11 protein-coding genes are annotated in these 13,210 nt (G+C 64.9%); 6 read left to right on the top strand and 5 right to left on the bottom strand.

The window, feature by feature from the left end; translation table 11 throughout:
- Positions 1–11: 11 nt before the first annotated feature.
- Both IVA91_RS17360 and IVA91_RS17365 read right to left on the bottom strand, forming a co-directional pair.
- Positions 12–1,865, bottom strand: a complete 1,854-nt coding sequence (locus IVA91_RS17360) for a TRAP transporter large permease subunit (RefSeq protein ID WP_247459045.1) — start codon at positions 1,863–1,865, stop codon at positions 12–14.
- Positions 1,866–1,887: 22 nt separating this feature from the next.
- Positions 1,888–2,919: a TRAP transporter substrate-binding protein gene (locus tag IVA91_RS17365; RefSeq protein WP_247278504.1), complete on the bottom strand. Its 1,032-nt coding sequence runs from the start codon at positions 2,917–2,919 to the stop codon at positions 1,888–1,890.
- Between the two features lie 418 nt (positions 2,920–3,337).
- On the opposite strand from IVA91_RS17365, the gene IVA91_RS17370 reads away from it, so the two are divergent.
- Entirely contained in the window at positions 3,338–4,816 is a 1,479-nt protein-coding gene (locus IVA91_RS17370; RefSeq protein WP_247278503.1) for a caspase family protein, read from the top strand.
- Positions 4,817–4,913: 97 nt separating this feature from the next.
- Here the strand turns inward: IVA91_RS17370 and IVA91_RS17375 are convergent, their stop codons facing one another.
- Both IVA91_RS17375 and IVA91_RS17380 read right to left on the bottom strand, forming a co-directional pair.
- Entirely contained in the window at positions 4,914–6,212 is a 1,299-nt protein-coding gene (locus IVA91_RS17375) for a Spy/CpxP family protein refolding chaperone (protein ID WP_247278502.1), read from the bottom strand.
- A 102-nt stretch (positions 6,213–6,314) separates the two neighbouring features.
- Positions 6,315–7,739 (bottom strand): FAD-linked oxidase C-terminal domain-containing protein, encoded by a 1,425-nt coding sequence (locus IVA91_RS17380; protein WP_247278501.1) that lies wholly within the window; start codon positions 7,737–7,739, stop codon positions 6,315–6,317.
- A gap of 85 nt (positions 7,740–7,824) precedes the next feature.
- Between IVA91_RS17380 and IVA91_RS17385 the strand changes: the two genes are divergently transcribed.
- Positions 7,825–8,331 (top strand): thioesterase family protein, encoded by a 507-nt coding sequence (locus tag IVA91_RS17385; RefSeq protein ID WP_247278500.1) that lies wholly within the window; start codon positions 7,825–7,827, stop codon positions 8,329–8,331.
- A gap of 3 nt (positions 8,332–8,334) precedes the next feature.
- On the opposite strand, the gene IVA91_RS17390 is transcribed toward IVA91_RS17385, so the two are convergent.
- Positions 8,335–8,508 (bottom strand): DUF1328 domain-containing protein, encoded by a 174-nt coding sequence (locus tag IVA91_RS17390; protein ID WP_008556598.1) that lies wholly within the window; start codon positions 8,506–8,508, stop codon positions 8,335–8,337.
- A gap of 235 nt (positions 8,509–8,743) precedes the next feature.
- On the opposite strand from IVA91_RS17390, the gene IVA91_RS17395 reads away from it, so the two are divergent.
- From IVA91_RS17395 to IVA91_RS17410, 4 genes are all read left to right on the top strand, one after another.
- Positions 8,744–11,314: a UvrD-helicase domain-containing protein gene (locus IVA91_RS17395; protein WP_247278499.1), complete on the top strand. Its 2,571-nt coding sequence runs from the start codon at positions 8,744–8,746 to the stop codon at positions 11,312–11,314.
- Between the two features lie 91 nt (positions 11,315–11,405).
- Positions 11,406–11,822, top strand: a complete 417-nt coding sequence (locus tag IVA91_RS17400; protein ID WP_247278498.1) for a hypothetical protein — start codon at positions 11,406–11,408, stop codon at positions 11,820–11,822.
- Positions 11,822–12,490 carry an OmpA family protein gene (locus IVA91_RS17405; protein WP_247278497.1) on the top strand — a complete coding sequence of 223 codons (669 nt, stop codon included), beginning with the start codon at positions 11,822–11,824 and terminating at the stop codon, positions 12,488–12,490. The genes IVA91_RS17400 and IVA91_RS17405 overlap by 1 nt, the downstream gene beginning before the upstream one ends.
- A 173-nt stretch (positions 12,491–12,663) precedes the next feature.
- Positions 12,664–13,182 carry an Mpo1-like protein gene (locus tag IVA91_RS17410; RefSeq protein ID WP_247278496.1) on the top strand — a complete coding sequence of 173 codons (519 nt, stop codon included), beginning with the start codon at positions 12,664–12,666 and terminating at the stop codon, positions 13,180–13,182.
- Positions 13,183–13,210 lie beyond the last annotated feature (28 nt).

Genomic DNA, 13,210 nt, shown 5'->3' on the forward strand with positions numbered 1-13,210 from the left:
ACGAGACTCCTTCAATAGCCGAACGCGCGCGGCAGCGCCGTCGAGAGCCACGGCACGAAGGCGATGACGAGCAGGCAGAGGAACAAGAGGCCGAGGTAGCCCATGATCGGCTTCACCGTCTGCTCGATCGGGACGTTACCGATCAGGCAGGCGCCATAGAGCCCGAGCCCGAGCGGCGGCGCGAACAGGCCGATCCCCATGGCGATGACAAGCACGACCCCGAAATGCAGGGGATCAATTCCGAGCTGCACGGCGACCGGCAGCAGCAGCGGTCCGAAGATGATGAGGGCGGCCGCGCCTTCCAGCACCGAGCCCATCACGATCAGCACGGCAATCGCCAAGAGGATGAACAACCAGACGCCTGAGGTCTTGGACAGGCCGAGCATGAAGTCGCCGACCGCATGCGGCACCTGCTGCAAGGTCAGCGTGAAGGCCAGCGATTGCGCGGCGGCGACGATGAACAGCACGAGACCCGCGCGCGTCGCCGCCTGCACGAAGCTGTGCGCGGCGGACTTGAAGCCGAGCTCGCGGAACACCACGCTGCCGACGACCAGCGCATAGGCGACGGCGAAAGCCGAGATCTCGGTCGCGGTGGCAAAGCCGGTCTTGAAGCCGAAGAAGATCATGAAGATCAGGCCGAACGAGGCGATCGCGCCGCTCCACAGGCCTGACACCGGCATCTGCGGCTCGACCTCCTCTATCTTGTCCGGCCGCTTGCCGAAGATGATGGACACCGCGATCAGCACCAGCGCCATCAGCGCCGACGGCAGGAGGCCTGCGACGAACAGGCCGCCGATCGACAGGTTCGCGACGAAGCCGAGGATGATCAAATTGATGCAGGGCGGAATGGTCTCAGCCATCACCGCGGACGCTGCAAGCAGCGCCACCGCGCCGCCCGGATTCTGCTTCGAGCGGCGCGCCGCCGGGATCAAGACGGAGCCGACCGCGGCGACGTCCGCCATCTTCGAGCCGGAGATGCCGGAGAACAGCACCATCGAGGCCACCATCACGACGTTCAATCCGCCGCGCATCCGCCCCACCGCGCGCTGCAACAGCTCGATCAGGCGCACCGACATGCCGTTGGCTTCCATGAGATAGCCGACGAGGATGAAGAAGGGGATCGCGAGCAACACGAAATTGTCGATGCCCCGCGCCATCTGCTGGGCGAAGATGACGCCGGGCAGCGCGCCCTCGACCCAGATGAAGATCAGCGCGGCGAGTGCCAGCGCAAACCCGATCGGCAATCCGCCGAACAGGGTGGCGAAGAAGCCGATCAGCATCAAGATGCCCGCCGACGGCACCGATGACGGCGAGAGATAATCCCAGGCAAGATAAAGGCCGGTGACGACCAGGATCGCAACGAGGCCCCTGACGATTTCAGGGAGCGGCCGCATGCAGAGATGGTTGATCGCGAACACCGTCATGAACAGCGCGCCGACACCCATCGGATAGAAGGTCAGCTCCAGTGGCAGGCCGGATCCGGTGGTCTGTCCCGCCGTCAGCGCACCCAGCTTGATGGCGTTGTAGGCGACATAGCCGGAGATCAGCACGACCAGGAGCGCGCTGGCGGCATCGACAAGCACCTGCAATCGCTGTGACAGCAGATCCCGGAAGAACGACACGCCGACATTCTCGCCGCGCGCGAACGCGCTCGCCGCGCCGAAGAAGGCCGAGCCGACCATCAGTCCGCGCGCGACGTCGTCGGACCATTCGACCGGCGCGTTGAAGAAGAAGCGCAGCAGCACGGAGGCGCAGACCACCACGAGATCGACGGCCAAGAGAATGGCTGCGATCGCGTCGCTGAGGCGAAGCAGCATGGTGATGCTCCCGTGGCGTCCGCCCGAGAGAGGCACGGCGGCTGTCATCGCCAGCTCAGATTTGGCCATCTCAGGCTTGCGTCGCGCGGATGATATCGATGACGGCCTTGGATTCCGGCCGCGCCTTGATGAAGTTATCGGTCTGCGGCGCCACGCGTTTCCTGAACGCTTCGCGGTCGCATTCGGCCACCGTCACGCCCTTCTCCGTCAACGCCGCCAGCGCCTCCTTCTCGACCGCAAGCCCATGGGTGCGCGTGTCGGCCGCGGCCTTCTTCGCGGCATCGAGGAAGCCCTCGCGCAGCTTCGGATCCATGCGGTTGTAGGTCATGTCGCTGAAATAGATCGCGAGCGGCGAGAAATTGTGCTGCGTCAGCGCATAGAACTTCGCCGTTTCGAAGAACTTGCTGGCCAGGATGGTCGGCGGATCATGCTCCAGCCCATCCAGCACGCCGGCTTGCAACGCCGTGTAGATTTCGCCGAATGCCAGCGGCGTCGCCGCGGCACCCATCAGGCGCAGGCATTCGGTGATGACCGGGTTGGGCAGCGTTCTGATCTTCAGCCCCGCGAGATCTTCGGGCGTCTTGACCGGCTTCCTCGCCAGTACGCTGCGCGAGCCGAAATTATAGGCCCAGGCGATGATGCGGATGTTGCCACCCTTGAGCAGCGCATCCTCGATCGGCTTGGCGGCGCCGGCGTCGAACGCCTTGGTCTGCTGCGGAAAACTCGAGAAGAGAAAGCCGAGGTCGAAGGTGCCGACCAGCGGCACGAGATTGGCCGAGATCGACGAGCCCGACACCATGAGGTCGATGACGCCGAGCTTCACCGAATTGATGACGTCGATCTCCTGGCCGAGCTGGTTGTCTGGAAAGAAGGCGACCTCGATCTGCTCACCGAGGCCGTTCGCCTTCAGGCTCTTGACCAGATTGTCGTAATAGACGCGGCCGTTGGCGTATTTGGGATCGTTCGGCAGCGAGGACGAACATTTCAGTTTCAGCGTGGCAGCTTCGGCGCGGCCGACGATCGCGGGAGAGAGCACGAGGCCGGCGGTGACCGCCGCCGATGACTTGATGAACGCGCGACGGTTCACGGGCACGATGGTCATGGTGCGGCTTCTCCCCGATTATTCTTGTTCGCCGCGGTCGTTGCCGCAGCCTGTTACGCAGACTGTATGGCCAAAGCGACGAAGCAGGCAAGGCTAGCGCCAGTCGCGGCAGGGCGGCGCGCGATGACTGGCGGCAGCATGGGCGGATCGTGAAAACGCCGAGGTTATCCGGGATTATCGATGAGGATCGGCTTGCGGCCGATGTGTGAGGACGAGGGTTTCGCGGGGTGCCACGGATTGATCTAATTGGCGCATGGATCAATGCGCAATTCACATGGATTGCGCTCGAACGATGCTCCCCTCCCGGCAGGTCCCCTGCCCCATTTTGCCGCGGCCCGCTGCGTGATCCAGCGCACAGACGGCGTGATGGCGCAAACGTACAAAAGGTGACATCGTCGCGCCGATGGAGGTGACGCCCATGCGCCGTCCAGTCTTTTCCAATTTGCTTCTAGCATCCGGTTTTTTTGCGCTCGCACAGTTGATGATGCCGACCGGCGCCGCCGCCGAGGCACGGCTCGCGCTGGTGATCGGCCAATCCGCCTATCGCACCGTGCCGGAACTGCCCAACGCCGCCAACGACGCCAAGGGCATGACGGAGCTGCTCGGCAATGCCGGCTTCACCGTCACCACGGCGGCCAATCTGGCGCAGAGCGAGATGCGTGCGGCGATCTCGGATTTCGCCGGCAAGGTCAGCGCCAGCGGCGCCGACACCGTGGCTCTGGTGTTCTATGCCGGCCATGGCCTGCAAATCGACGGCGAGAACTATCTGGTGCCGGTCGATCTCGACCCCAAGCGCGAGGCCGACATTCCGCTCCAGGGCGTGCGGCTGAACGACCTGCTCAACACGCTCGGCGCGCTGCCGACGCGGGCGCGCATCTTCATGCTCGACGCCTGCCGCAACAATCCGTTCCCCGCGCTCAGCGGCGCCGGTCATGGGCTTGCGATCGTCGACACCAAGGCCGGCGCGCCCGGCTCCTTCATCTCCTATTCGACCTCGCCCGGCGCCGAAGCCGAGGACGGCAACGGCATCGACAGCCCCTATACCACCGCCGCACTGACCATCGCCAAGCAGCCCAATCTGCCGATCGAAGAGGTGTTCAAGCGCATCCGCGTCGCCGTGGCGCAATCGACCGCAGGGCGGCAGATCCCCTGGGAAAGCTCGTCGTTGACCACTGATTTCAAGTTCTTCGGCGAGAGCAGCGACCAGCCGCCTTCCCTTCCGGGCGCAAATTCGATGGCGCTCGCCAGCGCCACGCGCAGCGTCGAGGACTGGCGCAAGGATTTGCAGGGCAAGCCCGCCAAGGTCGCCTATGAGCTCGTGATCAGTGAGGATACGGTGCCGGCCTATCAGGCCTATATCGAGCTGTACGCACAGGACGCTCAGACGCCGCGCCTGCGCACGGTGCTGGAGCGGCGGCGGCAGATGCTGGCCTGGGAGCGCGCGGTCTCGATCAATACCCGCGCCTCGTTCGAAGCTTATCTTGCGAACTGGGACAACAGCGACTTAGCTGCGACCGCGCGCAGGCTGCTGCTTCGCGTCCAGAACCGCAATTATGGCCAGGCCGCTGCCGCCGCTGCGGCGCCGGCCCCGATCGCCGTCGCAATGGCGCCGACCTGCCCGTGCTCGACGCCGTCGCCGCCTGCAACGCCGGTCAATCCGAGCGTCGCGCCCATCATCAAGAAGCGCGTCGACGACACGCCGCCGAAGCGCAAGGTGGTCGAGACGCCGCCGAAGCGCCGGCCGCCGCCCGAAGAGGTCGTCTACGAGCGTGCGCCGCCCCCGGGGCCGCCGCCCGGCGCCGTGATGCAGGGCATCGGCATCGGTATCGGGATCGGCATGGGAATGGGCGGCGGCCGCGGCGGAGATCATTATCGCGGCGATTACCGCAGATACTGAGCCGGCCCGGCACAAACAGAGATCCGGCTCGCGCCGATAGCGCAAGCCGGATCTACTGCAACAGTACCGGACGATGCGGCGCACGGCGTCGTCGCGTTCAGGACATGCGGCGCGGGCCGATGGCCTCGAACTGCGCCTTCTGCTCGTCATTGAGCGTGGCGTAGAAATCATCGAGCGCTGCGCGCACCGACTTGATCCCATCCAGCATCACGCCGAGGCGCTGGCGGATTGCGGACATGCGTGCCGGCGGTGTCATCACGTCATTGGGCTCGCAGGCTGCCTTGAGCGATGCACTGATCTTGGCGCTGGTATCCTGGAGCACCTGGAGGGCCGCGCGCTGGGTATCGTTCGGACGAATCCTCTCCTCGATCGTGGCGCCAGGCCAATCGAACGCGGCGGACGCGCTGCAATTCTGCACCGACGATCCACTCGCATCGTTCGATGCGGTCGCGCGCCGCTGGTCGCCAGCCAGCGCATTGAAGCGCGCCTTCTGCTCGTCAGTCAGCGAACCATAGAACTTGTCGAGCGCAGGCTGGACCAGATCGACGGCCTTCTGCATGGCTTCGACACGCTGCTGCATCGCCGCGAGCCGGCCGGGCGCCGTCGCTGCGGCCTGCGTCGGACAGGATGTGCGGATCAGCGCTGCAGCGTCCATCGAGGCATTGCCGAGCGCATCGAGATCGGCGCCTTGCGCATCGCTCGGCTGCACCGCCGCCGCAATCTGGTCGATCGGCAGACCGACGATGGCACGCCGGTCGCTGCCGCAGAGCTGATCGAGCGGCGCGCTGCGCGCCCGCCGTCGTCCCTGCGGCTGCTGCGGCAGATAGGCCGACAACCGATCATAACCGTAGGGGCCGAAAATGCCGGCATAGATGTCCGGATAACCGTAGCCCCAGAAGCCGAGACCGTCGCCCCAGATTGTGTAGTCGTAGAGATCATTGTAGGCGAACGGCCAGAACAGCGGTCCGACCCAGCCATAGCCGCCACCCGCATGTTGCCACCATCCGCTGCTTGCGCCGCTCCAGCCGGCCAGTGCGGCCGCGGTCGCGATCTGCGCACGCGCCACTGGATTGCTGATCAGCCGGCCGTTCCGAAATGTGCTTGAGTTGAGCGCATTGCGGAAGTTCGCGGGCCGTATCGCCGCGTTGCGGATATGACCGAAATTGGGGCTGCCGCGCCGGGCGCCTGTTGCGAACCGCATCCCGCGATGATGCCCGCCGCCGTGCGCGTGCCCGCCGCCGTGGCCGCGGAAATGGCCGCCACCATGATGACCACCGCCGTGCCCGCCTCCGTGCCCGCCACCATGGCCACCGCCATGTCCGCCCTTCGCCAGCGCCGCGCCTGCCAGCATGCAGGCAAACGCCACCGCGGCAATTCCAATGACCGGTCGCATCATCACGCCCTCCCGCGCAAAGCCCTGCCGTTGAGGCATCGGAACTTGGCGGGAATGGAACCGGCAACGTTGCCAAAAGTTCCCGGTTCTTGGCTGCGCAGGGCCCTAGGCCTCCGGCACGATCTTGCCGGGATTGAAAATATTGAGCGGATCGAGCGCCTTTTTCAGCGCCCGCATCGCATCTAGCGCTTCGGGACCGAGCTCGGCCTTGAGATATTTCTGCTTGCCTTGGCCGATGCCGTGCTCGCCGGTGCAGGTGCCGTCCATCGCCTGCGCGCGCTCGACCAGGCGATGCATGAACTCCTCGCCGCGCGCCATCTCGTCGGGATCGTTGACGTCGCAGACCAGTGAGCAATGGAAGTTGCCGTCGCCGACATGGCCGACGATCGGCGACAGCAGGTTGAGCCGCTTGAGATCCTCCTCGGTCTCGCTGACGCAGTCGGCGAGGCGCGAGATCGGCACGCAGACGTCGGTCGCGACGACGCCGATGCTGTCGCCGGGCCGCAGCGCCTTCACCGACCAATAGGCATCGTGCCGCGCCTGCCACAGTTTGGTGCGGTCCTCCGGCTTTGTGGTCCAGGAGAACTCGCCGCCGCCGCACTCCTTCGCAATCTCGCCGAAGGCCTTGGACTGCTCGGCGACCTCGATTTCGCTGCCGTGGAATTCCATCAGCAAGAGCGGCGTCTCCGGCAGCGTCAGCTTCGAATAGGCATTGCAGGCCTTGACCTGCGCGGCATTGAGCAACTCGATGCGCGCCACGGGAATGCCGGTCTGGATCGCCAGGATCACGGCCTGACAGGCGCCGTGCACGGTTTCGAATGACACCGCACCCGCCGCGATCGTCTCGGGGATACCGCGCAGGCGAATGGTCAATTCCGAGATGATGCCGAGCGTGCCTTCGGCGCCGACAAACAGATGGGTGAGGTCGTAGCCGGCGGATGATTTCTTGGCGCGCGTGCCGGTCGTGATGATCTCGCCGTCGCCGCGCACCACCTTCAAGGCCAGCACGCTGTCGCGCATGGTGCCGTAGCGCACCGCATTGGTGCCTGAAGCGCGCGTCGAGGCCATGCCGCCGAGCGAAGCATCCGCGCCGGGGTCGATCGGGAAGAACAGGCCCTGGTCGCGCAGATGCTCGTTGAGCGCCTTGCGGGTGACGCCCGGCTGGATCACGCAGTCGAGGTCCTCGGCATGCACCGCGAGCACCTTGTTCATGTCGCGCAGGTCGATCGAGATGCCGCCGGCCGGTGCGTTGACCTGGCCCTCGAGCGAGGTGCCGGTGCCAAAGGGAATGACAGGGACGCGATTTTTGGCGCAGATCCGCACCACGTCCTGGATGTCGGCGGTCTCCTGCGCCATCACCACGCCGTCAGGCGGCTGGTTGGGAATCCACGTCGTGGTATGGCCGTGCTGTTCGCGAACGGCCTGCGAGGTGATGAGGCGGTTGCCGAAGCGTGCGGCAAGCTGTTCCAGCGCGCTTGTGAGGGCTTTCGGCTCCGGCCGCGGCGGATTATTGGTGATGGTCGTGCCCACGGAATTCCTCCCGACAGAAGGACCGTGGCAAAGGACATAAAATCGGTCAAGTCAAGGGACCGGACACATGGCTAGGGAAGGACATATGCCGGAGACTGCCGCCTCAGCGCCACAAGCCGAGCCGTTCCGCGCCTCGATCATGCAGATCGAGCCGCAATGGATCGACTACAACGGCCATCTCAACATGGCCTATTACAATGTGATGTTCGACCGCGCGATCGACCAGCTCTGGCTCGAGCTCGGGATCGGGCCAGCCTACATGAAGGAGCGAGGTGGCTCGACTTTCACCGCCGAATGCCATGTACGGTATCTGCGCGAGATCCACCTCGGCGATCCCGTGCAGATCTTCGTCTGGCTGCTGGAGGCCGACGACAAGCGGCTGCACACTTTTGAGGAGATGCGTCATGCTAGCGAAGGCTGGCTGTCGGCAACTTCCGAGAACATGTCGCTGCACATGGACATGAAGGCGCGGCGCGTTGCGCCATTTCCGCCCGATATCCAGGCGCGCATCGCCGCGGTCACAAAGGCGCACAGCACCCTGCCCCGCCCCGTGGGCATCGGCCGCAGCGTGGCGATGCCCTCGAAGCGGTAGCCGCTATATCCTGTTGCGGCCGCGCGCCAAGCCGACCACGGCCGAGACCAGGAACAGGACGACCGCGATGAAGAAGATGATCTTGGCGATCTCGATCGAGGCGCCGGCGATGCCGCCGAAGCCCAGGATACCCGCGATCAGTGCGATAACCAGAAACGTCACAACCCAGCCAAGCATGGTCAAACCCTCGTCTTGATGTCCGTCTTGCGTCCGGCGCTGACCGCGCCGCCTGCCCAGACAATCTCGACGCGAGAATGATGGTTCCGGCCGACGCAGGAGCGAAATTCGCTGCCTTCGCAGGAACGAATCGGCCCGCCGCGCACGTGGAAAACCCTGTCCATCGCCCCATATAGGGACTAATCCCTGTTAAGAAGGCTCCCTTCCACCACCCCGCGGTGCGATCGTGGGGCCAATGATTCGCATGACCGAGCCGAGCAAGATCACCAACGTTCCCGACCACCAGCCCGCAGCCGGCGGCATTGCCGCGCGTGCGCGGGCCTCCGTGGGTCCGAAATATCTGTCCGGGCTCAATCCGGAGCAGCGCGAGGCGGTCGAAACCCTGGACGGCCCGGTTCTGGTGCTGGCCGGTGCCGGCACCGGCAAGACGCGCGTCCTGACCACGCGCATCGCCCACATCCTGAGCCAGGGCCGCGCCCGCCCCGCCGAGATCCTGTCGGTGACCTTCACCAACAAGGCCGCGCGCGAGATGAAGCACCGGCTCGGCCAAATGCTGGGCCACGCGGTCGAGGGCATGCCGTGGCTCGGCACCTTCCACTCGATCGGCGGCCGCATCCTGCGCGTCCATGCCGAGCTGGCGCAGCTCAAGTCGAACTTCACCGTGCTCGACGTCGACGACCAGGTCCGGCTGCTCAAGCAGCTCCTGCAAGCCGAGAACATCGACGACAAGCGCTGGCCGGCGCGCATGCTCGCCGGGCTGATCGACGGTTGGAAGAACCGTGGCCTGATGCCGTCGCAGGTGCCCTCGGGCGAGGCCGCTGTCTTTGCCAACGGCAAAGGCGGCAAGCTCTATGCGAGCTACCAGGAGCGGCTGAAGATATTGAACGCCGCCGATTTCGGCGACCTGCTCTTGGAAAACATCCGCATCTTCCGCGAGCATCCGGACATCCTGCGGCAGTACCAGCAGCGCTTCAAATTCATCCTGGTCGACGAGTACCAAGACACCAACGTCGCGCAATATCTGTGGCTGCGGCTGCTGTCGCAGGCGCCGGCATCAACCAAAGCCGTCATTCCGGGGCGCGTCGAAGACGCGAACCCGGAATCTGGAGATGAGTCCTCAGCTCGAGATTCCGGGTCTGCGCCTTCGGCGCATCCCGGAATGACGGTGGCGGCTGCAGGCCCCACCAAAAACATCTGCTGCGTCGGCGACGACGACCAGTCGATCTATGGCTGGCGCGGCGCCGAGGTCGACAACATCCTGCGCTTCGAGCACGATTTTCCGGGCGCCAAGGTGATCCGCCTCGAGCGCAACTACCGCTCGACCGGCCACATCCTCGCCGCCGCCTCGCATTTGATCGCGCATAACGAAGGCCGACTCGGCAAGACGCTGCGCACCGAGGATCAGGACGGCGAAAAAGTCACGGTGACGGGCTCGTGGGATTCCGAAGAGGAAGCGCGCGGCATCGGCGAGGAGATCGAGCAGCTCCAGCGCCAGGGCGAGAAGCTGAACGAGATCGCAATCCTGGTGCGCGCCTCATACCAGATGCGCGAGTTCGAAGACCGCTTCGTCACGCTCGGCCTGCCCTATCGCGTCATCGGCGGGCCGCGCTTCTACGAGCGCGCCGAAATCCGCGACGCGCTGGCTTACTTGCGCGTCATCAATTCGCCGGCCGACGATCTCGCCTTCGAGCGCATCGTCAATACGCCCAAGCGCGGCCTTGGCGATGCCACCGTGCAGATGCTGCACGATCACGCCCGCAAGCGCCGCATCCCGCTGTTCGAAGCGGCCCGCGCGGTGGTCGAGACCGACGAGCTGAAGCCGAAGGCGCGCGGCTCGCTTCGTGATCTCATCACGCAGTTCGACCGCTGGCGCACCCAGCGCGAGGTCACCGCGCATACGGATCTTGCCCAGATCGTGCTCGACGAGAGCGGCTACACCGAGATGTGGCAGAAGGACCGTTCGGCCGATGCCGCGGGCCGGCTGGAGAACCTGAAAGAGCTGGTGCGCTCGATGGAGGAGTTCGAGAACCTGCAAGGATTCCTCGAGCATATCTCGCTGGTGATGGACCGCGACGGCGGCGCCGAGGACGACGCCGTGTCGCTGATGACGCTGCATTCGGCCAAAGGGCTCGAATTTGACAACGTCTTCCTGCCGGGCTGGGAGGAAGGCCTGTTCCCGAGCCAGCGCACGCTGGACGAACAGGGCCGCGCCGGCCTCGAGGAAGAACGCCGGCTCGGCCATGTCGGCCTGACCCGCGCCCGCCGCCGTGCCATGATCTATTTTGCAACCAACCGGCGCATCCATGGCACCTGGTCGACCACGATCCCGTCGCGCTTCCTCGACGAACTGCCGGCGGCCAATGTCGAGATTACAGAATCCAAGGGCGGCTCGGCCTGGGGCGGCACCGGCGGCTATGGCGCCTCGCGCTTCGACGACATGGAGGCGTTCGGCTCCAGCTATTCGACGCCGGGCTGGCAGCGGGCGCAGGCCAACCGCAACCGCGGCGGTCAAGGTCGCAATGGCGGTGGCCGCGGCGGTTTCGAGGAAGAGACCGCCTCGTTCTCGTCTTCCTCCTCGCCCGATTTCGGCAGCTTCTCCTCGCGCCGCCGCGGGCCCCTGACCATCGAGGGCGAGCTGGTCGCCAAATCCACCGGCACGACGTCCGAATTCTCGCTGGAAGACCGCGTCTTCCACCAGAAATTCGGCTACGGCCGCGTCACCAAGATCGACGGCAACAAGCTCACGATCGCCTTCGACAAGGCCGGCGAGAAGAAGGTCGTGGACAGCTTTGTGCAGCGGGCGTGAGCGCCCGTCCCTGTTGCAGCGGTGTTACGCCGCCGCGTTTCTTCCGCTCGCCCCTTGACCATCACGAACTTCCCCGTATCAGATGAAGCCCATGGTCCGGGGCTCCATCACATTGATCGTGCTTGCATTGGGAATGCCGCCGCTCGCAGCGGCGGAGACCATGAGCTTTGGCGATGCGATCGGCAAGCTGGCGGCGAGTTGCGGCGCGGAAATCGTCGCCAATTGCCGCGGCGTCAATCCGGACTCGACCCGCCTGAAGGAGTGCCTGTCGCGCAACCGCGACGTGCTGTCGCCGCAGTGCCAGAGCGACTATCTCGGCGTCTTCGACGCCATCCAGAAACGCGTTTCGGCGCGCGTCACGGTGGCGAACGCCTGCCAGCGCGAGATCGTCAAGGTCTGCGGCGGCTCGACCAGGGAGACCAGCAAGTCGATCCCCTGCCTGGTCTCGACCCCCAAGGGCATCAGCAACAATTGTCTGAAGGCCATCGACGACGCGGGGTATCGCTGATGCGCGCGAAGGGGCTCTCCACCGCCGGACTAGGCATCGCGCTGAGTTTCGTCCTGCTCGCGAGCGCGGCCGGCGCGCAGACGGCGGCACCGACCCGCGACGACATCGTCGGCAAGCTCAACCATTTCGAGGAAGCCGCCGAGGTCGATCTTCCCGCGCTGAAGCAGCAGGTGATGGAGCGCGCCAAGGCCAGGATCAAGAATGATCCCGGTCCGGTGAACCGGCCGTTGATCGCGCCCGATCTTGCCAAGCTGCCCGCCTTCAACGCACAGATTCAGTTCGACGCCGACACGCCGATCATCCAGCCGGCGTCTTACCAGACGGTGGGCCGCATCGCGGACGCATTGGTGCATTCCTCGCTGCTCCCCTACACGTTCCTGATCGTCGGCCATGTCGAGTCCAATTCGAAGACGCGCGAGGCCAACGCGATCCTGAGCCAGCGCCGGGCAGATGCGATCCGCGACGTGCTGGTGAACACGTTCAAGATCTCGACCAAACGGCTGCATCCGATCGGCCTCGGCGAAGAGCAGTTTCTCGACCGGGCCAAGCCGACGTCCGCCGTCAACGGCCAGTTGCAGATCCTGACCTATGCCAAGTTGCCGGAAGAGCCTGCGCACCCTGCTGCGGCACCTGCGCCTGCGGCGAAAAAGCCCGCCAAGAAGCGCTGAGCGCGTGCATCCCAGCGTCCGACGGAACCCTTTGAAGTTTTGACCATTTTGTGACCTGTCTCACAGCGCAACAGCACGGTTTCGCGCGACAATAGGGCCGGTTTGTGCACCGCCCGGTCAGGTGCTATAGGCTTTTTTCGTCCTTCCCCGACCCTGTGCTGAACGAGAGCGAGATGGCTGGCTATTTTCAACGCCAACTGGCCGACTACGTCGAATATCATCGCGATCCCTGGAACTGCGCGATGCACGTGGTCGGCATCCTGCTGCTGTTCACCGGCGCCGTGCTGCCGCTGACCCTCGTGCATGTCTCCGTCTTCGGGATCGAGGTCAGCTTGGCGGTGATCATGGCGCTGCCCGTGCTGGTCTACTGGCTGATGCTGGACGCCGGGATCGGGTTCGCCATCCTGGTCTCGATGATCGTGCTGCTTTCAGTCGCAACCGCAATCGGCAATCAGGTCTCGGTCGCCATGATGTGGTCGATTTTTGCCGTGCTGATCGGCATTGGCGTCGCAGCGCAGATTGTCGGTCACAAGGTTTTCGAGGAACGGCAGCCGTCGATGGTCGATCACCCCACGCATTTCCTGCTTGGACCGATGTTTGTCATGGCGAAATTATTCATTGCATTGGGCTTCCGTCGCGACCTTGCCGCGATTCTGGCGCCTCTTCCGGCCAATTCCCTTTCGACCCGATAACTTCCAGAAGCGAAACAGCAAACCGTCT

The sequence above is a fragment of the Bradyrhizobium sp. 153 genome (genome assembly GCF_023073835.1).
In the GTDB taxonomy this organism is placed as follows: domain Bacteria; phylum Pseudomonadota; class Alphaproteobacteria; order Rhizobiales; family Xanthobacteraceae; genus Bradyrhizobium.